Source organism: Salinivibrio sp. ML290 (genome assembly GCF_001995695.1).
GTDB lineage: Bacteria > Pseudomonadota > Gammaproteobacteria > Enterobacterales > Vibrionaceae > Salinivibrio > Salinivibrio siamensis.
The window spans coordinates 83,974-106,553 of record NZ_MUEY01000007.1; the positions used below are offsets into that span (position 1 = coordinate 83,974).

Consider the following 22,580-nt stretch of genomic DNA (forward strand, 5'->3'; position numbering starts at 1 on the left):
CTTGCTGCCAACAAAATCTCGGCGTTAACTCAGTAACTGACGTGGATGCGACAGGGCACTTACTTGTACAAATAATTTTTTTTGTACAATTTTGATCTATCTTCTACTCTTAGTTGTACAAAATATTATAAATGTACAACTCCGTAGCCAATGCTGCGCGGTCAGTGTAGAGGTGAGACATGTCATTCCCTGTAGGTGTTAGCGCCTGTGTTATTGGCGAAAAAGTACGATTTGACAGTGGTCATAAGCGTAGCCCATTTGTCACCAAAGAGTTGGCACCGTATGTAGACTTCGTGCCAGTGTGCCCTGAAGTCGGGATTGGACTCCCCGTGCCGCGCCCCGCTATTCGGTTAGTCGACAAAGGCGACCTATCAGTGAGGTTGGTGGAAACCAAAGATCAGCAAAAAGACTACACCGAGAAAATGACAGCGTTCAGTGAACAGAAAGCGGAAGAGCTCGCTCACAAAGCACTGCGTGGCTACATTGTCTGTGCCAAGTCACCGACCTGTGGCATGGAGCGGGTGAAAGTCTACCGCGAGAATGGTTACGCCTCAGATATTTCCGGGGTAGGACTTTACACGCAGGCACTGATGGCGCGCATGCCTTGGTTGCCTGTTGAAGAAGACGGCCGGCTTAACGATCCTATTCTCAAAGAGAACTTTGTTTTTCGCCTTTTTGCGCTTGATGATCTTTACAAGAGTGTCGAGCAAGGGGTGACCAAGAAAGCCCTCGTTGATTTCCACTCGCGCTATAAGTTGGTACTGATGGCGCATTCGCCCGAAAAATACCGTGAACTGGGGCGATTTATGGCCAACATCGGCCATTATGACCTTGATCGTTTTTTCGAACAGTACCGCACCGCGTTTATGCAAGCCATTGCCATTCGTGCGACGCGTAAAAAACACACCAACGTGTTAATGCACCTGCAAGGCTATTTTAAAAACAACCTCGATAAACGCCAGAAAGCTGAGTTAGCGAATCTTATCCATGCGTATCGTCAGGGCACGATGCCCTTATTGGCACCGCTGACGTTGATTTCGCATCATCTTCATAATCACCCTGATGCGTACTTAGCTAACCAAGCTTATCTCAAGCCTTATCCTGATGCGCTGAGGCTTCGCTATGGCCTATAAGACGCCTCACACTCTAACTATCAGTCAGGTAGCGGATCAAACAGGGGTTAACCCCGTGACATTGCGTGCTTGGCAGCGACGTTATGGATTGCTTGCGCCTGAGCGAACGGCTAAGGGGCATCGGCTTTATCGCCAAGAAGATGTAGAGACTATCGCTCATATTCTTCAATGGTTAGATAAAGGCGTACCGATCAGCAAGGTCAAACCTCTGCTGGCTCACAGTCCCACGTCGGCCGACGCCGAAGACGACAGCGTGGCACAAGAGCTGATTGACTGTATTCATACATTCTCAGTCAAACGGCTTGGGAAAGCCCTGGATATGATTTTAAAAGAGTACCCCTTTTATTGGTTAGTTGAACATGCCTTTACACCGGTCGACCAATGGTTAGGTGACGAGGATGAAGCGGTTCGTGTATTGCAGCGCGATCTGTGGCAAAGCGCCGTGATTGACCGATGCAGAACGGCGCTGGCGGCGAATGCCAAACGACATGCCCAGTCTCGATGCTGGCTTGTCTCATTAACGGTAACCAGCGAATACCAACGCGTGCTTATGGCGATGGCACTCAACGAGAAGGGTTACAGCGTCACAATATTATCCACTCCGCATCAACAATTGAATTTGGTCGTTGAGGTGATGCGCGAGCAGGGGGTGACAACATTGGCCTTAATGGCTAATCGTCGTCTCGATCGCGCCCAAATCAATCAAGTACGCCTTTGTCTTGCTCAAAATGACATTGACGTTGTGAGCCAAGCTTTTATCTGCTCCGTACACGGTGACGAGCTCGAAGAACTTAAGGAGAACAAAACGTTATGCATCTAGTCTGGTTTCGGCGCGATTTACGTGGGCTGGATAACCGTGCGTTGAGCGCAGCCAGCGAAGCGTCCGTTCCCGTGGTCGGGATATTTATTGAGACACCGGAACAGTGGGCATCGCACCATCATGCCCCCAAACAAGCGGGCCTTATCAAAGCACGGCTAGAGGCGTTACGTGAAGAGCTTCGCGCGCAAAACATTCCGTTGGTGGTTGAACGTGCGGCTGATTTTTCTCAATCGGCGGAAAAAGTGGCTGACTATGCCCACCGCATTGGTGCAGCAGCGGTATTTGCCAACAAGGAGTACGAGCTCAATGAAAGCAAGCGTGATGAACAGGCGCGCGTGGCGTTAGCGGACAAAGGCATCGCATGGTATGCCTATGATGACCGCAATTTGTTTGCACCGGACACCATAAAATCGGGAAAAGGTGAACCGTATAAGGTGTTTACTCCCTTTAAAAAGGCTTGCTTACGTGCCTTAGACGGCATGGATGCCTCACCGCGCCAAAAGCCACCTAAACGCGAGATAAATTCGGCCGTCGACGCGATCTTTTCACAGCTTAAACCGATTCACTTTGATTATCCGACAGAGGATGTCTCCGACTGGGCGTCTGATGAAAAAGGGATCCTCGCGCACATGCGTCGTTACTGCCGCGAGCAAGTGGCTGATTATAAAAGACAGCGTGACTTTCCCGCTGTTGATGCCACCAGTCAACTTTCTCCTTATTTAGCCATTGGCGCGTTATCCCCACGTCAATGCTTGGCACGTTTACAAGAAGAGCATGCCGATTGGCGCGAGCCCGATACAGGGGCAGCCACCTGGCTTTCGGAACTTATTTGGCGTGATTTCTATCAGGAAGTGAGTGCGCAAAATCCGGCAATCAGCAAAAAGTATAGCTTTTTAGCTTGGGGCGAGTCAGTGGTATGGGATAACGACCTTACCTTGTTTGAGGCGTGGAAGGCGGGCAAAACGGGCTTTCCCATTGTTGATGCGGCCATGCACCAGCTTAATCAAACGGGCTGGATGCACAACCGATTGAGAATGATTGTGGCCAGCTTTTTGACCAAAGATCTGCTTATCGATTGGCGCTGGGGAGAAGACTACTTCATGTCCAAGCTGATTGATGGCGATTTTGCCTCCAACAACGGGGGCTGGCAATGGTCTGCGTCGGTAGGGACCGATGCTCAACCTTACTTTCGGATCTTTAATCCAACCACACAGGGAGAGCGCTTTGATAGCGATGGGCGCTTTATTCGTCGCTGGCTACCGGCGCTTAAACAGGTGCCGGGCAAGCATATTCACCAGCCTTGGCAATGGGCAGATCACTACGCCCAGACGCTAGATTATCCGCGTCCGGTGGTGGATCACGCCACTCAGCGCAAAAAGGCGCTGGCTATTTTTGAAGCGGCGAAGAATCAGCCTCAGGAGCAAACACCATGACTCGCTCCCCAACCCATGTCGGTGTGTCGCAATTTGTGACGACCTATCAAGCGCTTAATAAAGATAACTTGTCATCACTGGCGACGATTTATCACCCCAAGATTGTGTTTGTCGACCCAGCGCATGAGATAACCGGCTTAGAAGCGTTTATCCAGTATTTTTCGCTGCTGTACGAAAACGTGACCGATTGTCAATTTCATATACACACGACCGCGGTAGACGGAGACGATGCCTTTGTGACCTGGACCATGATGTTATCGCATCCCAAGTTGGATGGGGGGAAAACGCGACAAGTTCAGGGCTGCTCTCACTTACGTTTTTATGACGGCAAAATCATTCGCCATCGTGATTACTTCGACTTAGGTGAAATGCTGTACGAGGCGCTGCCTGTGATAGGTCGCCTGCTCAAACATATCAAAACGAGGCTAGGACAATGAAACACGTATTGATCACCGGCGCCACGTCGGGAATTGGTGAGCAATTGGCAAGAGACTATGCACGTCAAGGTTGGCAGGTAACGGCCTGTGGGCGAAACCAAGACAAGCTCAACACCATGGCTCGCGATCACGCATCATTAGACGCATTGGCGTTTGATGCCACGGATGGCGAACAAACGCATCAAGCGCTGAGTAACCTAAGCGTCTTTCCCGATTTAATTATTCTAAATGCTGGGACGTGTGAATATATCGACCATGGCAAAGTCGATGTGGCGCTGTTTAAACGCGTTTTTGAGATCAATGTCTTCGGCGTCCTCCACTGTATTGAAGCGCTACAGAGTCGGTTCACCCACAGTACGCATCTTGCCATTGTCGGCTCGTCGGCCAGTTACATGCCGCTGCCACGTGCGGAGGCATACGGCGGATCGAAGGCGGCGATTAGCTACATAGCCAACACCTTATCGGCAGATCTGGCGCAACAAGGAGTGACGGTGTCACTTATTTCGCCAGGGTTTGTAAAGACACCACTGACAGACCAAAACGACTTTGCGATGCCAATGCGCATCACGGTGGAGCAAGCATCGGCGGCGATTCAACAAGGATTAGCAAAAGGAAAAACGGAAATACATTTTCCGCGAAAATTTACCTTTATTCTCAAGTTTCTCGCGCTATTGCCTATGGCCTGGCAGCGAGCTCTCGCACGACGTATGACAAGGAACTAAATCATGAAAATTGCCATCATCGGCTCAGGCATTGCCGGTCTGACGTGTGCTCATTATCTCAATAAACAGCATGACATCACCTTGTTTGAAGCGAATGATTATTTGGGGGGCCACACGGCCACGGTCGATGTCGACGTCGCCAGTGGACAGTACGCGATTGATACCGGGTTTATCGTTTTTAACGATCGCACATACCCGAATTATGAACGTTTGCTCAATGAAATTGGTGTGGGTCGCCAACCTTCCCAGATGAGCTTTAGTGTTCGCAATGATGCGAATGGACTGGAGTATAACGGGCATAGCCTGTCCTCGTTATTTGCGCAGAAGCGTAATGTCATCAATGTACGCTTCTACCGGTTTTTGGCGGAGATCATGCGATTCAACCGCCTCGCGCGCGACGCACACGAAACGGGTGAGGCCGAGCGGCAAGGCGCACTTAATACACTGGGCGACTTTCTCAATCAACATGGGTTCAGCGATTATTTTTGCCAAAACTATATTCTCCCCATGGGCGCGGCGATTTGGTCATCCACCTTGTCCGATATGCGTGGCTTCCCCTTGGCGTTCTTTTTACGTTTTTTCCAAAATCACGGCCTGTTGGATATCACGAATCGGCCGCAATGGTATGTGATCCCCGGAGGCTCACGTGAGTACGTTAAAAAGCTCACGCCTGCCTTTGAGGATAAGATCCATCTGAATTCACCCGTGACAAAGGTCCGCCGGACCCCTGATGCGGTGTGGGTGACGACAGAAGCCGGTGATCAGGCGTTTGAGCAGGTGATTTTTGCGTGTCACAGTGATCAAGCCTTGGCCATGCTGGCTGATCCCAGTGAAGCGGAACAACAGGTGCTTGGGGCGATTCCCTATCAAGACAATGAGGTTGTGCTTCACACTGATACGTCGCTGTTGCCTAAGCGTCAAGGCGCGTGGGCGAGTTGGAATTATCATTTACCTTTGTCAGACAAAATAGACACAGAACCAGCGGCTTTGACCTACAATATGAATATATTGCAGTCAATTCAGGCGCCTGAGACATTTTGCGTGACGCTAAATCAAACCGACAGGATCGAGCCGAGTAAAATTCTTAAGCAATTTGTCTATGCTCACCCCGTGTTTAATACCGACAGTGTTGCCGCACAGCAGCAGCGCCATCGGGTTAATGGCCAGCAACGCAGCTGGTTCTGTGGCGCCTATTGGTATAACGGCTTTCACGAGGATGGTGTGCGGAGTGCGCTTGATGTCGTGGAGGGGATTAATTCGTGAGTGAGTCGGTTTCAGCACTAAATAGCGGTTTGTATGTCGGGCAAGTGCGGCATCGGCGTTTTAGCCCGATAAAACACACGTTCAATTACTCGGTGTTTATGCCTGTGATTGATCTTGATGAGCTCAGTTTGCTGGCATCACAGGTCAAAGGGTTTCGCTTGGGTAAGTGGGGGTTAGCTGCCTTTGATCACCGCGATTATTTGAATGGACAAGCCGACACCAAAGCGGCATGCATCGATAAGGTTCAGGAACTGACGGGCGAGCGCATTGAGGGGAAAGTGTATGCGTTGTGCCAGCTACGTTATTTGGGCGTGTATTTCAGTCCGGCCAACTTTTATTACCTCTATGACCAAGCCCATAACTGGCGTTATTTATTAGCCGAAGTGAGTAATACCCCGTGGGGAGAGCGGCATTATTATGCCGTGCCTGCGGGTCAGCGGTATGAGCATGACAAAGCGTTTCATGTCTCTCCGTTTAATCCCATTAAGCAACGTTATCACTGGCGTCTTCGCCCTTTAGGTACGCGGGTTCACTTGCACCTCGAGGCTCACCGACAACAGAAAGAATTCGACGCCACACTTGGACTGCAGCGACGTCCATTTACATCAAAAACACTGAGTAAGTTATTGATCCGGACGCCGATGGAAACAGTAAAAGTTGTCATTGGTATTTATTGGCAAGCGCTCAAACTTTGGATAAAGGGCGCACCGTTTTATCCGCACCCGAGTGCGAAGAAGGAGTAATTATGTCTGCAACGGACGTACCTCAGAGTCAACGCACACTGACACGTAAAGAGCACTACGCTAAACAGTTGGTTTATACCCTGCTAGCACATGTTGATGAAGCGTGTATTTCGCTGGTTGATGAGCAGGGCCAAACCTTACAGTGTGGTGATCCTCAGGCACAATTACATGCATCCGTGCTGGTACACGACCCACGTTTTTACACCCGGATTTTAACCGGCGGTAGCATTGCGGCGGCCGAGGCTTACATCGATGGTTGGTGGGAATCACCGAACTTGACCGACGTTATTCGCGTATTTGCTCGCAACCTTCCTGCTATCGACAGAATTGAAAAGCACACTGGCTGGCTGGTGGGACTAGGGAACAAGCTGGCTCACTGGCGCAATCGCAATGAAAAAGAGACCGCGCGCCGCAATATCGCAGCACATTATGACCTCGGCAACGACTTGTACCGTCATTTTCTTGATGAGCAAATGCTGTATTCCAGTGCTATTTACACTGACAAAGAAATGACCCTAGAGCAGGCCCAAGTGGAAAAGATGGACCGGCTCTGCCGACAGCTGGCGCTGACCTCTAACGATCATTTGCTCGAGATTGGCACTGGCTGGGGAGGAATGGCGGTCTACGCGGCTAAGCATTACGGCTGCCGCGTGACCACCACCACGATTTCACAAGAGCAATATGCTTGGGCAAAAGCCTGTGTCGAGCGAGAAGGGCTGGAAGATAAGATCACGCTGCTACAAAAAGACTACCGCGATCTGACCGGTGAATACGATAAACTGGTTTCGATTGAAATGATTGAAGCGGTGGGGAAAGAGTATCTAGATACCTTTGTCCGTCAATGTCAGTCATTGCTTAAGCCCAGTGGTTTAATGGCCATCCAAGCGATCACCATTGCTGATCAGCGCTACGAGCATTACAGCCGTAACGTCGACTTTATTCAAAAGCATATTTTCCCCGGAGGGTTTTTACCCTCAGTGAGCGTATTGTTGTCTCACCTCACCGCTCAAACTGATTTTGTGATCAGAGACCTAAAAGACATCGGCTTGGATTACGCACAAACCTTGGCTGATTGGCACACACGCTTCAATCAGCAGACGGAGGTACTGCGCGATTACGGCTATGACGATCGTTTTGCACGTTTGTGGCGCTATTACTTTTGTTATTGTGAGGGCGGCTTTAAGGAACGTACGATCAGTGCGGTCCAGCTACTCCTAAGCCGTCCTGCTTGGCGAGAGGCATAATCTGTGCGCTTTGTCGTTATCTCTTTATTGTTCAATGTTTACTGGTTTTCGGCGGCGCTTGGCCCGCCGAGCTTTCAGTGGTTAATGGTCGCGATGCTACTAGGCGCGATCCTTTATGACCGCAGCGTGATGTGGGCCATTGCCGTGCTTACGCCTGTTGGGTTGATTGGAGATAGCTTATTACTCCACACACAGTGGTTAGCGGTTGATACCGAGTACGTTGTGATGCCGTTGTGGCTACTATTACTCTGGCTAGGATTTTGCAGCTTTGCGTGGTTAATGCGTGAGCTTATCCTCGCACGCGCATTTTGGTTTATGGCGGCGCTGGGCAGTTTGGGTGGCGCAAGCAGTTACTGGGCAGGAGAGCGTTTAGGGGTTTTAAGCTTCCCAGAGTCCATATGGGTCACTGGCGCGGTGCTGATTGGCACTTGGTTAGTCTACAGCATCATCCTGATTAATCTGATGCAATGGCTGCAACACCAGTTAGATGTCCGTTCTGCCGCGACAAGGAGAGAGCCATGAATAAGTGGGTGAAACACCTTGTATTAATGCTCGCGCTCGCAACGCCTTACGCCACCATGGGGGCGACCTCGTCTTCAATGACATGGCAAAGCTGGCCACAAGTTGGCGAAGCGACGCTAACTTGGGGCTGGTGGACGATATATCAGTCATCACTGCGCTCACCGACCGGGCGTTATCAAGCGCAAACGCCTCATGCTTTAGTGATTACCTACGCGCGCGATATCAGTGACCAACGACTGATGAAAGCAACAAACGATCAATGGGAGCACTTGGGCTTTTCGGAAGCACAACGAACGCGTTGGCAACAAGCGCTGGACAACGCATGGGGAGAGATAACAGAGGGCGATCGTCTTGCGTTTGTTCGCCACGCGCAAAAGGGCGTTTTTTACGCTCAGCCAAAAGGGAAAGACTGGGAAGAGACCTTGACGGTCAAGGACATCGAGTTGGCAGATGCCTTTCTCGCAATCTGGTTATCAGAAGACACTGACTATCCAGATCATCGTCGAGCATTATTAGGAGAAACGCCATGAGACAAGTGACGCAGACGATAGGCAAAATTCTGACGGTATTGGTGAGTGCTGTGCTATTGGCGGCGTGCTCTGCCGACATTGAAGACTACCAAGGGCGCAAGCCAGACTTTAACTTGTTTGAGTACTTTGAGGGACAAACAAAAGCGTGGGGCATGGTACAAGATTTTACCGGCGAGCAAACCCGACGCTTCGTTGTCTATATCGACGGTGTGGTAGAAGGCGACACACTGACACTGGATGAATCCTTTGTGTATGCTGATGGCGAAACGCAAACCCGGGTTTGGACGATTAAACGTCACTCTGATGGGACTTACACGGGGACGGCGGGCGATATCGTCGGGACAGCAACAGGTGTTGTGGCGGGCAATGTGCTTAATTGGCGTTATGATTTAGTGGTTCCCGTCGGCGATAGCGAATATCAGCTTCACTTTGATGACTGGATGTTTCGGCAAGACCAAAATCGCCTTTTTAACGTTACCTCAATGCGCAAGTGGGGGATTGAAGTAGGCAAAGTCACGCTGTTTTTTGAGCGGGTGGAGCAATAGTTCGCGCATAGGACGAGTCAGAGGCGTTAACCAACACCTCTGGCCAAACCGATTGCGCGTTGAATAATCCAGCGCAGCAGCTTGGGAATGGGTGCTTTTAACTCATTCTCGGTATAGGCGATGATCGCCAACGCGGCGTCAGGCTTGGCATAGCGTTTTAAGGCTTTGGCGATAATACGTTTGTCATTCATGTGGGGCTGTTGACTGGTGACGCCGGCCATGTCGCGAAACAAAGGCTCATAACCGTTGTTGTACAAGTAGTGCTCAATATCTCTATCAGGCAGCACGGTTAAACGCGCGCCCTCTGGTTGATGCTCTATTTGCCCGCGCGCCGTCGCAGCGTACTTCTTACCAGCCATATCACCATCCGCCACCAAATGCCATTCAATACCTAATGCTTTTGCAGCCTTGATAAGCGGGCGTAATCCACTTTGGGCAAACTCGATAAGGTGTACACCCTCTGCAGCTAAGTCATAACCTTGCAATCGCGCTAGCTCGTTAAACAGCCATATCTCCGTTTCTCCTTCCACCAGCAACCAGCAGCGTGCAAATAGCGCACTGGGTCGGTGAAAACGGACATGGAAGGTCACGCGGCGGCGTTCGTCTTTGCTAAGAAGGTGAGGCGGTACTTGGTGGCTATGCGTTTCAGTGGGGTGTCGCACCAGTCGGCGAATATGATCCAGTTGTACGCCTGCGAGCAAGTCACCGCTGTTTGTGGTGAGCAACTTTTGCATCGGCATCAACTGAATCAAGCGCCACGCTTGATTCAGCAAGGTTGGATGAAGTCGCCCTTCTGGATCTTCAAATAACATCACTGGCCGCGCATTACGTTTGAGCTGTTTTGGCCCGCGCGCCCGGACAAATGCACTCAATAAGCCCATGAGCACGAGCCGACTTTGATTAGAGGTATTGGCGGCCACCGCTTCGAGCGGGTGCATTTGGTTATGAGTGATGGCTAATGCACCCGGGGCATGAATGGGATAAGGATCGCGGTCATGCTCGTAGGCGGCAAAATAGTGATCGAGCAATTGACGCATGGCATGCAGGCCACTTTTTATCTCGCCTTTATTCACATGGCCGGGCATCATCAACAGGCGGCGATAGGTGTTGTCTAACCGCTGCTCAAGGCGGGTGTTATCTTTTGTCACTGCTTGCCCTGGCACGCGCATGCGTCTGGCATCACGCACACGAACAACTGGGTGAATTTGCATTAGGTGGCTGGCGAGCGCGTCGCTGTCTGCTTGCTCAATAATATCGCCTTGTGAGGATAAAAACTCTCTCCGTACCGCGACTTTACTTTCTTGGATGGTGGCGCTTAAGCAATAATCAAGGGTTCGACACCCCGCGTTGCTCCCATTCCAAACGGGTTTAAAACGACGATAGCGGCGCGCTTTATGCTCACCGGGAAAGCTCTCTTGCCAGCGAAGGATGATTTGAAACTGTTGTTCAGGCAAGACACCTAAGACATGGTCAACGTGAAAGTCCGACCGTTTAAACTGGGGTTTATCGCCACTTGGGTGCAATGCAATTTCTAGCGCATCAAGCAGAGACGATTTTCCCCATGCGTTTTCACCGATTAAAACGGTCAGTTCATCTACTTGCAGTGACAGGCGATTTATACCACGAAAGCCTGCTATTTCAATTCGGTCTAGTCTCATCGTCACCTCTGTTTTACAGTATGACACCTTCACTAAAAAGGAAACCAAACCCGTGATGGTTTTGTGCTATATGCCTGATTTATTGCATTTAAGCGAGCGCATGTTAGCGCCAGATTTGCGATATGGCGGTGAGCCAAACCCTGATATAGTGTTTAACATGAGTTATCTCGCCCCTAATGGGCAACGACTAAGAGACCGTCATGCTATCATTTGAAGCTTTGCAAGTGCTTGATGCCATTGAGAGAAAAGGTAGTTTTGCCGCGGCAGCTGAATCATTGAATCGTGCGCCATCATCGCTGAGCTATCAGGTTCAGAAGTTGGAAGACGAGCTCGGTTTAGTCATCTTTGACCGTTCAGGGCATCGTGCAACCTTCACCGATGCCGGGTATTTATTAGTTGAACGTGGGCGCATGCTGTTGAACGCAGCAGATGAAATGGTGGCCGACGCCGCTTCTCTGGCGCATGGTTGGGAATTAGAAATTTGCTTAGCGTATGACGGGTTATTTAAAAGCCATTTCTTCTTTCCCTTGATTGAGCGCTTGGCGAAAAAAAGTAATACACGCCTTAAGCTGTCGGAACAAATATTAGCAGGATGTTGGGAAGCGCTGGCTCAAGACCGCACCGATGTGTTGGTGGCACCCATTCCCGACACAGTGCCGCAGGGCATCAAAGTTCAGCCTTTGGGCGATATGAGTGCCTACTGGGTGGCAGCGCCCGACCATCCTATTCACAAAGAAGCGCGTCCCGTAGAGCCTGATGTGCGTGCCAAGTATCGCGGGGTGGCGGTGGCGGATACCGCGCGAGGTATGCAACCTAAAACCTTCAATGTGTTAGAAGACCAACCACGGCTTACTGTCAGCTCAATGCACGATAAGTACGCAGCCATCTTAAACGGACAAGGGATCGGTACTTTACCTTGGTTCTGGATACAAGATGACCTTAATACGGGTCGTTTGAAACGTTTAAAAGGCGGAGAGCCATTCGAGTTAACGCTCGGGCTGGCATGGAAACGCAACCGAATGGGTAATGCTAAGTCATGGTTAGTACGCCAGCTTCCCAAGCTACTCGAACCCTACTTACAAGCTGGGGATATGCCTATTGCTGACAAGTCGATGAAATAGGGGGGACGCTCGCTCGTCTTTAGCCGCGATCAGTGAGTCCGATCGCACGGCGTACGAACACAGTCGAAGACCGCCGAGACGCTCTTAATCGTTAATCGGCGGGTTTGGGTGCAAAGACAGTTGCATATCGACAATGCCATCTTCCATTTGCACATCAATACTAAAACCACATTTTTGTGCCAATGCGATCATCCCACGGTTATTGGGCATGGTCATCCCGGTGATCCGCGACAACCCCGCTTGACGACCATAATCGATGATCGCTTGCATGAGCACGCGACCTAACCCCACTCCTTTTAGGTCGGAGCGCACGAGCACGGCAAACTCAGCGTCGGTGTTTTGTGGGTCAGCCAGCAAGCGTGCTACCCCCCAAATCTCTTCTTCGCCAGACGCAAGATGACAAGTAGCCACGAGTGCCATTTCACGGTCATAATCAATTTGGGTTAAATTAGCGAGCGCTTCATGGTTGAGCTCGCCGACGTCAGAAAAAAATCGACGATACAAATCTTCTTCGGACACTTTTTCTACGAAGGCTTTGTGCGTCGGCTCGTCTTCGGGGAGGATGGGGCGCAGCAGAATGGTCTGCCTGTTTTTGAGCTGGATAGACTGCTCAAGCTCTTTCGGGTAGGGGCGTATCGCTAACCGCTTTTGTTGACTACCTGCGTAATCGCGCAATCGTAGGGATGCATCCAAAATAGTCAGCTCATTGCCAGACACCAATAAAGGATGAATATCGAGTTCATCAATTTCGGGGCAATCAATGATCATCTGTGACAGGGTCACTAAAAAGCGACACAAACTTGCAATATCAATGGAGATCGGAAAACCACGTTGTTTGATTTTGCCGCTCTTTATCGCGCCAATGACCAGATAACGTGCCAATGCCATGTTTAATGGCGGGATCGCAACGGCGGCATCTTTGGTCACATCCCAATCCGAGCCTCCCTCACCCAGCAGAATAATGGTACCAAATACGGGATCGTTGCTGATGGTGACCCGCAATTCTTGCGCGCCAGCGCGGGAAGCCATGGATTGAACAAGTAAGCCTTGAATTCGAGCCTCTGGGAACGTGACCGCGACGCGATCAACAATTGCTTGGGCGGCATTGGCGACTTCGGCGCCGGTGCGTAGATTGAGCATCACGCCTTGTACATCGGATTTATGGCGAATATCTGGGGAGCGGAGTTTTACCGCCACAGGATAGCCGACTTGCTCGGCAATTTGTGCCGCCTCGACGGAATCGGTGGCGAGCCATGTCGATATTACTTGCATGCCATAGGCTTCGAGCAAGGGACGGACTTCATGGGTGGTTAAGGTCAAATGCTCGATATCTTCTGCTTGATCGATAAAGGCGCGAGCGGCGGGCAAGTCGTAGTCCATACTCCCGGTTGAGGTGGGCGTTTCCATTAATTGCTTTTGATTGCGTCTGTATTCTACAAGGTGCATGTAGGCGGTGACGGCGCTTTCGGGTGTGCGATAGGTCGGGAACCCGGCGTGGGTAAAAGCGAGACGCGCGACCGTGGCATCATCGCCTTCGCCTTGCCAGTTGGTCAGAATATTGAATCGACGCGCGCGCGGGTTTTCTTTGAGTGAATGGATTATGGCCTTAGCGGTCGCCAGTCCTGGTGCCGTGACAGAAGGAGAGTGCATGATGAGCACAGCATCGGCATCGTCACTGTTTAGTACGATATCAATCACCGCTTGATATCTTTGCATGTCGGCGTCACCAACAATGTCAATGGGGTTAGTTTGCGACCAACTTTTGGGAAGGACCTGGTGCAATGCGTCGAGCGTCTGCTCGCTGAGCGTGGCCAGTTTGCCACCGGTATCCATGAGCGTATCGACGGCCATCACCGCCGGCCCACCCCCATTGGTAATAATCGCAAGGCGTTCTCCGCGAAGGGGTACCGAGTGAGAAAGCGTTTCAACAGCGGCAAAAAGCTCGTGGGTATTGTTGACACGTAGCATCCCAGAGCGGCGAATAGCCGCATCATAAGCGGCATCTAAGCCAATGTTGGTATGACTGAGCTGCTCGAGTGCAACAGAGCCACCTCGTGTGCGGCCACTTTTAAGCACGAGAATTCGTCGATTACGGGCAGCGGCACGAGCAGCTGATATAAATCGGCGCGCGTCGCGTATAGAGTCGACATACAGCAAAATAGCGTCGGTTTTACTGTCGCGACAAAGAAAATCGAGTAACTCTGGGAAGTCGATATCGCTCGCTTCACCGAGCGAGATAAAGGTGGAAAAACCGATGCGTTTGTTCCGCGCCCAATCTAAGATGGTGGTACAAACGGCGGCTGATTGAGACACAAAGGCAATATTGCCTTTATTGGCGGGTACTGGCGCAAACGACGCATTGAGATTGAGCCAAGGTAAGATCATGCCAAGGCTATTGGGACCGAGCACCCGCATGGTATATTTCGCCGCAATCTGTTGCATAGCGTCATACTGACTTACCCCCTCAGCATTTAATTGCCCCCGCATTCCCGCTGCTAGCACAATCACGAGCTTTACTCCGCGCTCGCCAAGCTGCTCAATAAGAGGAGGCGTGATCTCGCCACGCGTACAGAGGATGGCCAAATCAGGCACCAAGGGGAGATCAGCCACTGTTTTGTAGGCCAAGATACCGGCGACCGCTTGGTATTTGGGTGTCACGGGCATGATAGGGCCTTGGAAGCCGCCGGATTGCAAATTGCGTGTAACAACGTAGCCTGCACGACCACTGTGATCAGAGGCGCCCACCACCGCGATGGACTTTGGCTTGAGGAGTTGATCGATACCGGCCATGATGCCCTCCGTTGGTTTGACGAGTGCTTGCTTGTGGTGCGCAATGGCGCAAGCGTGTTCACAAGCCAGTTTATCGGTTCGCGCTTGAATTCAACGGTTTTTTTTAACGCAATGTGATCTCGGCATGGCAGAAAGTGAACCGTGAGATAGACTAAAAAACGACGTTTAACATGACTATCTGTGAGCTGTAGCCGGAAACCTCGTGCAAGAGGATAACTTTTGGTTGAATGGCTACTGGGTCGGGGGCACAATGAAACAAACTTGGATAACTGACAGAATCACAATGAAAAAATTGGGCTTACTGGCCATCGCGATACTGCTAACTGGATGCAGTAGCGGTGGCGTTACCACTGAAATCTACAGTCAGACAATTGAATCAACTGACAAGCGCGATACCGCGCAAACGGCAGACGCCGAGCCAATGATGAACACGGCCAAGCCTGAGCCGAAGCCGGCACCGAAAAAGCAAACGGTGAAATCAGCGACGCAAGGCGCTGGGTATACCATCCAAGTCGTTGCCCTTAGCCATGATAGAGGGTTCAGTGATTATGCCAAACGGCTTCCGAGCGACCAGCCATTGTGGAGCAACAAAAAAATGGTAGATGGTTTGCCTTGGTACACCTTGTTGTATGGTGAGTACCCAAGCCGTGATGCGGCCAAGCGTGCGATTAAAGCGCTGCCACAAACGATTCAGCAATATGGTCCTTTTGTACGCGATATTGGTAAAATAAAACGGTCTTCAACACCTGAGATGATCCGTATAAATTAATTCGCAAATTGGTGTGGTTGAAAAGAGCTGGCGAATGCCAGCTTTTTTGTTGCGTGGCGTTTATCCCTGTATTGTGGAGACGCATTGGCAGCACAGATTGAACAAACCTGCAGCAAATGGGCTCTAATCAACCAATAAAACGTCTCTGATAGATGAAAGCGAAACGGCATTTGTCTACTATGGCGTTAATGTCCGAATAGCGCGTTTCGACGCGTGATGAGAGAAGAAAATGACCAAACTCAACCTGCTTTTGTTATGCGGCGGCGGCGGGGCAGAACATGATATTTCCCTCGTGTCTGCTCAGTATATTGAATCACAATTGGCTAAATTACCGCGCATTAAGGTGCACAAAGTTGAAATGACCCAAGACGGGTGGCGCCTTGATGATGGCATGCGCTGTCACCTCGATACAGATGGCAACCTGTGCAGTAAAGTAGAACACACGCAAATTCACTATGTCGTGCCTTGCCTTCATGGCTTCCCGGGCGAAACAGGCGATATTCAGTCATTACTGACGATCACTGGCCTTCCTTATTTAGGGTGTGACGCGGAAGGCAGCCAGATCTGTTTTAATAAAATAACGTCAAAGCTATGGTTTGATGCACTGGGCATCCCCAATACTCCCTATGTGTTTATCACCGACCAAGGCGAGCAGAGTCAAGCACGTGCCTCCGCGTTTTTAGCCGACCATCAGGCGGTGTTTGTGAAAGCGGCGAGCCAAGGCTCCAGTGTGGGTTGTTACCACGTAACGGATGCAGCGCAGCTACAAGCGCGGATTGCCGATGCATTCACCTTCTCGGACCAAGTATTGATCGAAAAAGCCATCAAGCCGCGTGAATTAGAAGTGGCGGCGTTTCAAGTCGGCGATGAGATCATAGTGACGCGCCCTGGGGAAATCCGTTGCCCTGAAGGGAGCTTTTACACTTACGAAGAAAAGTATAGCGAGGGTAGCCACAGTAATACCTACATTGAGGCAGAAGATCTGACCGAAGACCAGGTCGAGGCAATTCGTTCATACGCACATCAAGCATTCAAGCAACTACGTTTAAAAGATATGTCGCGTATCGATTTCTTCTTAACGGAAGACAACGAAATCTTAGTTAATGAAATCAATACGTTTCCTGGCATGACACCTATTTCTATGTTCCCCAAACTGGTGGAGCACCATGGCTTGGCATTCCATGAATATTTGGCATCCTGTATTAGCACGGCCACGGGCCGGCGGGTTAATTGATTAATCGGTGAGCTTTTTGCGTCGGTAACGCGACTTGGCTTGCTCACTAGCTACCGTGTTACCGACATATTGCGCTGGCATGGCTGGGCTTTTCCAACGTCCCATATACTGAATTTGTTTAATGGACATTCCCTGTTTCGCCAGCGATTGGCTCGCTCCCACACGCGGTGACTGGCCAGAGAAAGTGACCGACTCGTCTAAAAGTGTACTGGCTCGGCGGAACACGCGATAGATAGAGGAAGGGTCGAGAGGCGCTTCTCCTAAGTGACCATGTTTGTTGATTCGACGGAGTAGGGGACCTTGGCTGATCCCTGTTTTTTCGAGCCAGTCCATGAGCAGCGTTGCGACTGATTCAGACAGCGGCACGCGTTGCTCTTTCACCAAAATGAATGCTTGGCCTTCAGCGGTGACAAGGTCCTCCACCGACAGGGCGGCTAATTCACTTCGCTTTAATAATCCTTCATAACAAAGCGACCAAACCAAGCGGTCTCGAATATCCTTTAGGCGCTTAGAGTTTGCAAGCTGCTGATTTAAGCTAGCTAAGTGATAGGCTTGAAAAGGTGTGGCTTCGCGGCTTTCCGGTAATTTCTCTTGCAGAAGGCGAGCCATTGCGTACTTCACTTCTCGATGCTTGCTCGGGTCTTTGAATTGGTGAAGCTTGTGCACCAAACCGACGGTGATAACCATTCGACGCACTGCAGAAATCTTGCGCTGGTTCGCCGTTATTTCAGCAAAACGGCGCAGTGTGGTGACGGCACAAGGAAGGGGCGTCACGTTTTGTTCTTGACAGAAAGCAACGAAAACGCGCCAGTCGTTGCGATAACTCAATAGCGAGTTTTTGCTGTAGGCGTTTTGTGTGATGGACGACCATTCTTCAATGCTTAATGCACCAGTGTTAAAGCGAGTTTGACTTGCTTCAATGTCACTTGGGTCTAATGGTAATAATTTCTTCATAATGCACTATAACTTTTTATTGCTAGCACTAATGTATCAGACATCAGTGCAAATTGTTTGAAACATATCTCAATTTGCCTATTACTCGGTCTATCAGCGGCTTAGGCTTGATGAAATTGCTCGAACAACACGTGATAATAGTCTAAAAATGAAGAATGTTCGTAATCCATTGCATACATAGGTATCGGATTATTGTTCGCGAAAGGAGAGAGCCATGACTCGACGCCTTTTTCATCGCGGTTATACGATTGAAAAGACAGAAGGTGGTCAAGATACCACGGAGGTTTACCGGGCTAGAGTCGCAGGTAAATCTATCTCTRGCAGTTTGCAGAATATAAAAAAGTCAATCGAGTGGTGGGCTGACACAAACACATTCGTGGAGCCCGCTGATTTTGATGATGAAGAGGATCACGTATCGTCCAAAAAGCAGGTAGAAGAATATAAAGGTTTTCGTATCATGAACGACGACCCAGAAAAAGACGAAAAGGGCTGGTACATGATTGTGCGCGGTAACTTGATGAAAGGCTCGCTGCCCGCACTCAAACACTTTATTGATAAAAATGCAGAGCAACTCCGTGCTTAACACGGATAGTCACCGAGTTGCTCATTCTGTCACTGGCTGCTAAGTTGATTCAGCTTTGATATAGTGAGGTCAAACGCTTCAACGAGACAGAGTTATGTCTGACAATAATCATTTAGTTTACTCGACCGAAACGGGCAGAATTAAAGCCGAGCCAGAAAAGCCAAGCCGACCTAAAGGTGATGGCATCGTTCGTATTCAGCGACAAACAAAAGGGCGCAAAGGCAAAGGCGTCAGCCTGGTAACCGGGTTGGATCTCGATGATGGCGCGCTGAAACTGCTGGCCGCCGAGCTTAAAAAAGTGTGCGGGTGTGGTGGCGCAGTCAAAGAGGGCGTCATTGAAATCCAAGGGGACAAGCGTGATACCCTCAAGGCGCACCTAGAAAAGAAAGGCCATACGGTGAAACTGGCAGGTGGCTAGGTGTTAAAAACAACATCCTAATAGAAGTAAAAAAGGCAGCCCACGCTGCCTTTTTGTATTCCGCCTTATTTAAACTTGGCCTTCAGCATCAATCAAGGCATCAAAGCGCTCATTACCATGCAATGATTCAAAGTCCGCTTCTTCACGGGCGGCTTCGCGCAGCGACGCACTTTCTGCAACCGCCAGTTCTAAGTCAGACACTGCCTGATCTTCAGCCCCCAATCGCGCATAGGCGCACGCACGCTGGAAGAGGGCGTTGGCATTACGTTCATCCACTTCCAGTACGCGGTTACTGATGCTAAGCGCCCAATGGTATTCGCCCATTTCCATTGCCGCATCCGCCTTATGGGTGAGCGCCTCGAGGTCACCTGGGCGGATTTTCAGGATTTCATTGTAAATTTCCATCCGCTGCTCAGGCGTCTGCGAGTGTTGAGCGCGTAGCCATAAGTTATGGATCTCGTTGATACGCTCAATCTCTTTATTGTTTTCTGCAATAATGCGTGTTTTACGCTTCAAGTCCCGCTCCAAGGCTTGGAACTTGCGTTCATATTGCTCTGCAATCTCTGACAGTTGTTGATCGGCCAACTCTTTGGTATTGGTTTTTATATCGCGCAAAGACTGCCAACCAACCAATGCAATCAATGAGGCCGCACCGGCTATCAAATAAAAGAAGTAGGTCACCGTCACGTTGGCATAGTTCAATGACTTATCCGCTACGTCCAGCTCACGATCGGTAATTTCCGTCACCATTCGCTTTTCTAGCGCCTGGAAATCTGTTCTTAAGTTTCGGATTTCATCCAAAACGTATCTTTCCATCAACGGCTTATCGTAGATACTTTGCTCAGCATACGACGTCGGCTCTTTCGCCGCTTTGGTATGCTTGACATCGTTTTCATCTTCAGCAATAACACTGAAGCTTGCCAACGCCACGAGCAAACAAGCCCAAATGTGCGCTTTCATGGTTATCCTTATGTAACGAATCAGTTTAGAACTAGCGAGACTTTAGCAAACCTTCTGCAGACTAAAAAGGTTAACAGGTGGAATTCGCCGATAAGATGACTTTTCACAATCCGTCGCCCTACACGTGCCATGATTGATACGCTAAGCACAGCACATACTCGCCTTGACAATAACCATACTGACAATCATATTGGATGTATATAAGTCAAATATTGCTGACATGGTGAGCGAAATGAACCAATCCATTTTAGATGCAGTCATGAACGCAGAGGGTATCGTCGAACCAAGCAAAATGGCCGCGTTCTTCCATACCAATTTGAAAGAAATCGCGTCTTTGTCTGGATTACCTTATTCCACGTTAAGCCGCACAGAGCGATACTCAACGATCAAGGCACAGCAACAACTGCGTAACTGCACAGAAGTGATCAACCGAATCCTTCCGTGGACGGGAAATGAATTTCATGCCTACGCATGGTATCGGAGCGAAGGGCTACCAGAGTTTGGCGGATTAACCGCAGAGCAACTGGTTAAACACGATCGAATGGACGCGCTGAGAGCCTACCTTAACCATACGAGCGAAGGCGGTTATGCGTAAAGAAAAGCTACAGGAATACCTATTTCGCTTTGAAGGTGCGGTATTTCGTGGCCATAACCCTCGCTGGTCATACGCGCCTAACAGTGGGCAAGGAGCAAGACGCAATGGTGGACGCTTTAACCCCAAAGGCGTTGCCGCTCTGTACACCTCATTGTCTCAATCGGGTGCATGGGTAGAGGCTCAGCAGGGGTTTCGTTTTAAAGCTCAGCCTTTGACAATATGTCAGTATGATATTGACTGTGACAATGTACTCGACCTGACCGATGGGACAGTACTGCTAAACTGTGGCATCAAGCCCTCGACGCTAAGCTGTGCTTGGTTAGATCAAGTGATCCAGAGCCAAACTCCCGATAGTTGGCACTTATCGAAACAGCTTATCAGTGCAAAGGTCAACGCCATTATTGTGCCCAGTTTTGCGCGTGGCGCCACTCGAGAGATGAAAAATATCGTATTTTGGCGATGGCGTGATACGCCACCCAACATGATTAAAGTGATCGATGACTTTGACGAGCTGACGCTTCAATGCGGTAAAAGTATAAGATAACGCAGATCTTTTTGGCTCATCACCGCGCGCTTGAAGCATCTCAGATCAAGCGGAGCATTTGAACTGAGTGGGTTAAAGAAAGTGGTGATTAGCTATTTTATGGTAAATATCGTTTATGGTGAATGATGGGCAAGCATGAATACACGTCGCTAAGTAGGGCGACAGTTGTCGTAATGGCGCATCAGCAGCGCTCTCTATATGATAAACAACAAACCTCGTTTTACTTCTGCACTCCCAAACTATATTTAACATAACATACATAATGCGCACTGAGGGTTTGTTTGTTAACATGCAATCGCGTCGATTACGCCATTGAGTAAATCTTCTCGACCTGACTGATTTCTTTTCCGTTCCAAATCATTTCTGCATGGAAGCATTGTATGACGTCGCTAACAACTTGTGGCGTAGACATCGCCCAACAGCTCCCTTTTTCATTTCGTACTGAGTTGTAGCGGATCCCTGTTAATGTATCATCTTGCCGAACCTGACGACCAAGCGCCTGTGCCGCGGAGTAATCAATAAGGTCATAGATTGGATCGGTCATTGGCTTATCGCGCACATCAATCACTTTATCGTCATCAAATGTGAAACGAAGCGCCCTAAACACCAAGCGATCATAATGAAGCCCATTAACATCAGTCCAATACTTGCGCTGGTGATACATGACTTCCTTTAAAGCGGTTTGTTCGGTGTCGCCGATATACAGCATTCCAAAGCTGCCATCAGCGAAACGTGAACCATCACGATTAATGTGAGTAAAGGCAGCGACAGCATAGCTACGCCCACGCTCACAGTGGTACGGGATTTCTTCCGGCTTAATCAGGGATACATCGCCCACTTCATCGCGAATACGTGGATTCGTCAATGCTTGCAGTTGATACATCACCTCAAAGTCCTCAGGGTTGACGACATCATCAAACAAGTCAATCGTCGGGTACTTAGACGGAATGAGCCTATATCCTACCGCTTGATTTTCTCGAGCATTCAGCATTTTATCCCCACTGACCGGAACGTAAAGCGTCGACACGACAGAACACTTCGTAGAGGTCAGCAAACTTGCCGCTACTAATAATAGATAAAGGAGTCCGCCCTTCAAAGTAAGCGTTTTTGTTCTCCATAGACATGAACCCCTGAACGTTCTCTTGGTTATCGAAGATGATTCGAAGACTACCGTGGATGTTTGCGATGTAGCTCAAACGCTCAAGCTGATCATCATCCATAGATATCGTGTCTGGGTTAGCCTTATACTTTTGGAACGTAGACCTTGGTATGCGAAGAATTCGTTGCATGTCTGCTCCGGTACATCCCCATCCTTCCATTATGTTTACAGCAGCCTTGAAGCCGACCTGAGCCATTCTCTTCTTGTCTGCCGCTTTTAGTGCTTGTGCTGCTGTCATATCATTCACCATTTCATGTTTGCACACTCTCATTGTGGACCTAATGTTTAATTTTGTCCACAATGAGACCGATAACCTTACACAGCTCGCGACATTTTTTCGTCTTGGATTGACCAAACCTCGCAACCATATCAACGATCTAAAGCATTCTTCTGATTTCGCCCT

Annotated in this window: 24 protein-coding genes; 18 read left to right on the forward strand and 6 right to left on the reverse strand. The window is 49.7% G+C overall.

Annotation, left to right across the window (positions count from 1 at the left end):
• Nucleotides 1-179: 179 nt before the first annotated feature.
• The 11 genes from BZG23_RS07940 to BZG23_RS07990 are packed head-to-tail and all read left to right on the forward strand — an operon-like array spanning nt 180 to nt 9,392.
• Entirely contained in the window at nt 180-1,133 is a 954-nt protein-coding gene (locus tag BZG23_RS07940) for a YbgA family protein (protein ID WP_077579123.1), read from the forward strand.
• Nucleotides 1,123-1,953 (forward strand): MerR family transcriptional regulator, encoded by an 831-nt coding sequence (locus BZG23_RS07945; RefSeq protein ID WP_077606598.1) that lies wholly within the window; start codon nt 1,123-1,125, stop codon nt 1,951-1,953. Before BZG23_RS07940 ends, BZG23_RS07945 begins: the two co-directional genes overlap by 11 nt.
• Nucleotides 1,944-3,386, forward strand: coding sequence for a deoxyribodipyrimidine photo-lyase (phrB, locus tag BZG23_RS07950; RefSeq protein ID WP_077606599.1), 1,443 nt, complete (start codon nt 1,944-1,946; stop codon nt 3,384-3,386). The genes BZG23_RS07945 and phrB overlap by 10 nt, the downstream gene beginning before the upstream one ends.
• A complete protein-coding gene (locus BZG23_RS07955) occupies nt 3,383-3,823 on the forward strand; it encodes a nuclear transport factor 2 family protein (protein ID WP_074214723.1) in 441 nt (146 codons plus the stop codon). The genes phrB and BZG23_RS07955 overlap by 4 nt, the downstream gene beginning before the upstream one ends.
• The gene (locus BZG23_RS07960; protein ID WP_077579126.1) at nt 3,820-4,545 is read left to right on the forward strand and encodes an SDR family NAD(P)-dependent oxidoreductase; all 726 of its coding nucleotides are present in this window, start codon (nt 3,820-3,822) and stop codon (nt 4,543-4,545) included. Before BZG23_RS07955 ends, BZG23_RS07960 begins: the two co-directional genes overlap by 4 nt.
• 3 nt (nt 4,546-4,548) lie before the next feature.
• On the forward strand, nt 4,549-5,808 hold the full coding sequence (locus tag BZG23_RS07965; RefSeq protein ID WP_046075830.1) for an NAD(P)/FAD-dependent oxidoreductase: 1,260 nt from the start codon (nt 4,549-4,551) through the stop codon (nt 5,806-5,808).
• Nucleotides 5,805-6,551 carry a DUF1365 domain-containing protein gene (locus BZG23_RS07970; protein ID WP_046075831.1) on the forward strand — a complete coding sequence of 249 codons (747 nt, stop codon included), beginning with the start codon at nt 5,805-5,807 and terminating at the stop codon, nt 6,549-6,551. The genes BZG23_RS07965 and BZG23_RS07970 overlap by 4 nt, the downstream gene beginning before the upstream one ends.
• 2 nt (nt 6,552-6,553) lie before the next feature.
• On the forward strand, nt 6,554-7,795 hold the full coding sequence (locus BZG23_RS07975; protein ID WP_077606600.1) for an SAM-dependent methyltransferase: 1,242 nt from the start codon (nt 6,554-6,556) through the stop codon (nt 7,793-7,795).
• Nucleotides 7,796-7,798: 3 nt separating this feature from the next.
• Nucleotides 7,799-8,317: a DUF2878 family protein gene (locus tag BZG23_RS07980; RefSeq protein WP_077606601.1), complete on the forward strand. Its 519-nt coding sequence runs from the start codon at nt 7,799-7,801 to the stop codon at nt 8,315-8,317.
• Entirely contained in the window at nt 8,314-8,847 is a 534-nt protein-coding gene (locus BZG23_RS07985) for a hypothetical protein (protein WP_077579131.1), read from the forward strand. The genes BZG23_RS07980 and BZG23_RS07985 overlap by 4 nt, the downstream gene beginning before the upstream one ends.
• A complete protein-coding gene (locus BZG23_RS07990; protein ID WP_108743720.1) occupies nt 8,844-9,392 on the forward strand; it encodes a DUF3833 domain-containing protein in 549 nt (182 codons plus the stop codon). The genes BZG23_RS07985 and BZG23_RS07990 overlap by 4 nt, the downstream gene beginning before the upstream one ends.
• Nucleotides 9,393-9,418: 26 nt before the next feature.
• On the opposite strand, the gene BZG23_RS07995 is transcribed toward BZG23_RS07990, so the two are convergent.
• The gene (locus BZG23_RS07995; RefSeq protein WP_077606602.1) at nt 9,419-11,050 is read right to left on the reverse strand and encodes a DUF2813 domain-containing protein; all 1,632 of its coding nucleotides are present in this window, start codon (nt 11,048-11,050) and stop codon (nt 9,419-9,421) included.
• 200 nt (nt 11,051-11,250) lie between these two features.
• Between BZG23_RS07995 and BZG23_RS08000 the strand changes: the two genes are divergently transcribed.
• Nucleotides 11,251-12,171 (forward strand): LysR family transcriptional regulator, encoded by a 921-nt coding sequence (locus BZG23_RS08000; protein ID WP_046075835.1) that lies wholly within the window; start codon nt 11,251-11,253, stop codon nt 12,169-12,171.
• A gap of 84 nt (nt 12,172-12,255) precedes the next feature.
• Here BZG23_RS08000 and BZG23_RS08005 read toward each other — a convergent pair whose 3' ends face one another.
• A complete protein-coding gene (locus tag BZG23_RS08005) occupies nt 12,256-14,961 on the reverse strand; it encodes a bifunctional acetate--CoA ligase family protein/GNAT family N-acetyltransferase (RefSeq protein WP_077606603.1) in 2,706 nt (901 codons plus the stop codon).
• Between the two features lie 283 nt (nt 14,962-15,244).
• Between BZG23_RS08005 and BZG23_RS08010 the strand changes: the two genes are divergently transcribed.
• Both BZG23_RS08010 and BZG23_RS08015 read left to right on the forward strand, forming a co-directional pair.
• Nucleotides 15,245-15,730: an SPOR domain-containing protein gene (locus BZG23_RS08010; RefSeq protein ID WP_198532123.1), complete on the forward strand. Its 486-nt coding sequence runs from the start codon at nt 15,245-15,247 to the stop codon at nt 15,728-15,730.
• Between the two features lie 229 nt (nt 15,731-15,959).
• The gene (locus BZG23_RS08015; RefSeq protein ID WP_077606604.1) at nt 15,960-16,964 is read left to right on the forward strand and encodes a D-alanine--D-alanine ligase; all 1,005 of its coding nucleotides are present in this window, start codon (nt 15,960-15,962) and stop codon (nt 16,962-16,964) included.
• Here the strand turns inward: BZG23_RS08015 and BZG23_RS08020 are convergent, their stop codons facing one another.
• On the reverse strand, nt 16,965-17,918 hold the full coding sequence (locus BZG23_RS08020; protein ID WP_077606605.1) for a tyrosine-type recombinase/integrase: 954 nt from the start codon (nt 17,916-17,918) through the stop codon (nt 16,965-16,967).
• A 214-nt stretch (nt 17,919-18,132) separates the two neighbouring features.
• Here BZG23_RS08020 and BZG23_RS08025 point away from each other — a divergent pair, with 214 nt between their 5' ends.
• On the forward strand, nt 18,133-18,501 hold the full coding sequence (locus tag BZG23_RS08025) for a DUF3319 domain-containing protein (RefSeq protein ID WP_077606606.1): 369 nt from the start codon (nt 18,133-18,135) through the stop codon (nt 18,499-18,501).
• Nucleotides 18,502-18,595: 94 nt separating this feature from the next.
• Nucleotides 18,596-18,919: a stress response translation initiation inhibitor YciH gene (yciH, locus tag BZG23_RS08030; protein WP_046075840.1), complete on the forward strand. Its 324-nt coding sequence runs from the start codon at nt 18,596-18,598 to the stop codon at nt 18,917-18,919.
• 69 nt (nt 18,920-18,988) lie between these two features.
• Here the strand turns inward: yciH and BZG23_RS08035 are convergent, their stop codons facing one another.
• Entirely contained in the window at nt 18,989-19,879 is an 891-nt protein-coding gene (locus BZG23_RS08035; protein ID WP_077579138.1) for a TPR end-of-group domain-containing protein, read from the reverse strand.
• A 232-nt stretch (nt 19,880-20,111) separates the two neighbouring features.
• Here BZG23_RS08035 and BZG23_RS08040 point away from each other — a divergent pair, with 232 nt between their 5' ends.
• Nucleotides 20,112-20,474 (forward strand): hypothetical protein, encoded by a 363-nt coding sequence (locus BZG23_RS08040; RefSeq protein ID WP_046075841.1) that lies wholly within the window; start codon nt 20,112-20,114, stop codon nt 20,472-20,474.
• Nucleotides 20,467-21,018, forward strand: a complete 552-nt coding sequence (locus BZG23_RS08045) for an RES family NAD+ phosphorylase (protein WP_077606607.1) — start codon at nt 20,467-20,469, stop codon at nt 21,016-21,018. Before BZG23_RS08040 ends, BZG23_RS08045 begins: the two co-directional genes overlap by 8 nt.
• Before the next feature lie 304 nt (nt 21,019-21,322).
• Here the strand turns inward: BZG23_RS08045 and BZG23_RS08050 are convergent, their stop codons facing one another.
• Both BZG23_RS08050 and BZG23_RS08055 read right to left on the reverse strand, forming a co-directional pair.
• Nucleotides 21,323-22,045 (reverse strand): RES family NAD+ phosphorylase, encoded by a 723-nt coding sequence (locus BZG23_RS08050; protein ID WP_241837196.1) that lies wholly within the window; start codon nt 22,043-22,045, stop codon nt 21,323-21,325.
• Nucleotides 22,011-22,415, reverse strand: a complete 405-nt coding sequence (locus BZG23_RS08055; protein WP_046076072.1) for an antitoxin Xre-like helix-turn-helix domain-containing protein — start codon at nt 22,413-22,415, stop codon at nt 22,011-22,013. Before BZG23_RS08055 ends, BZG23_RS08050 begins: the two co-directional genes overlap by 35 nt.
• Nucleotides 22,416-22,580: the final 165 nt, after the last annotated feature.

Coding starts and splice junctions, on each gene's coding strand:
- BZG23_RS08010 (WP_198532123.1), top strand. CDS start 15,245: ATGAAAAAATTGGGCTTACTGGCCATCGCGATACTGCTAACTGGATGC.
- BZG23_RS07965 (WP_046075830.1), top strand. CDS start 4,549: ATGAAAATTGCCATCATCGGCTCAGGCATTGCCGGTCTGACGTGTGCT.
- BZG23_RS08045 (WP_077606607.1), top strand. CDS start 20,467: ATGCGTAAAGAAAAGCTACAGGAATACCTATTTCGCTTTGAAGGTGCG.
- BZG23_RS07945 (WP_077606598.1), top strand. CDS start 1,123: ATGGCCTATAAGACGCCTCACACTCTAACTATCAGTCAGGTAGCGGAT.
- BZG23_RS07940 (WP_077579123.1), top strand. CDS start 180: ATGTCATTCCCTGTAGGTGTTAGCGCCTGTGTTATTGGCGAAAAAGTA.
- BZG23_RS08015 (WP_077606604.1), top strand. CDS start 15,960: ATGACCAAACTCAACCTGCTTTTGTTATGCGGCGGCGGCGGGGCAGAA.
- BZG23_RS08005 (WP_077606603.1), bottom strand. CDS start 14,961: ATGGCCGGTATCGATCAACTCCTCAAGCCAAAGTCCATCGCGGTGGTG.
- yciH (WP_046075840.1), top strand. CDS start 18,596: ATGTCTGACAATAATCATTTAGTTTACTCGACCGAAACGGGCAGAATT.
- BZG23_RS07975 (WP_077606600.1), top strand. CDS start 6,554: ATGTCTGCAACGGACGTACCTCAGAGTCAACGCACACTGACACGTAAA.
- BZG23_RS08020 (WP_077606605.1), bottom strand. CDS start 17,918: ATGAAGAAATTATTACCATTAGACCCAAGTGACATTGAAGCAAGTCAA.
- BZG23_RS07995 (WP_077606602.1), bottom strand. CDS start 11,050: ATGAGACTAGACCGAATTGAAATAGCAGGCTTTCGTGGTATAAATCGC.
- BZG23_RS08000 (WP_046075835.1), top strand. CDS start 11,251: ATGCTATCATTTGAAGCTTTGCAAGTGCTTGATGCCATTGAGAGAAAA.
- BZG23_RS08035 (WP_077579138.1), bottom strand. CDS start 19,879: ATGAAAGCGCACATTTGGGCTTGTTTGCTCGTGGCGTTGGCAAGCTTC.
- BZG23_RS08040 (WP_046075841.1), top strand. CDS start 20,112: ATGAACCAATCCATTTTAGATGCAGTCATGAACGCAGAGGGTATCGTC.
- BZG23_RS07985 (WP_077579131.1), top strand. CDS start 8,314: ATGAATAAGTGGGTGAAACACCTTGTATTAATGCTCGCGCTCGCAACG.
- BZG23_RS08055 (WP_046076072.1), bottom strand. CDS start 22,415: ATGACAGCAGCACAAGCACTAAAAGCGGCAGACAAGAAGAGAATGGCT.
- BZG23_RS07990 (WP_108743720.1), top strand. CDS start 8,844: ATGAGACAAGTGACGCAGACGATAGGCAAAATTCTGACGGTATTGGTG.
- BZG23_RS07955 (WP_074214723.1), top strand. CDS start 3,383: ATGACTCGCTCCCCAACCCATGTCGGTGTGTCGCAATTTGTGACGACC.
- phrB (WP_077606599.1), top strand. CDS start 1,944: ATGCATCTAGTCTGGTTTCGGCGCGATTTACGTGGGCTGGATAACCGT.
- BZG23_RS07960 (WP_077579126.1), top strand. CDS start 3,820: ATGAAACACGTATTGATCACCGGCGCCACGTCGGGAATTGGTGAGCAA.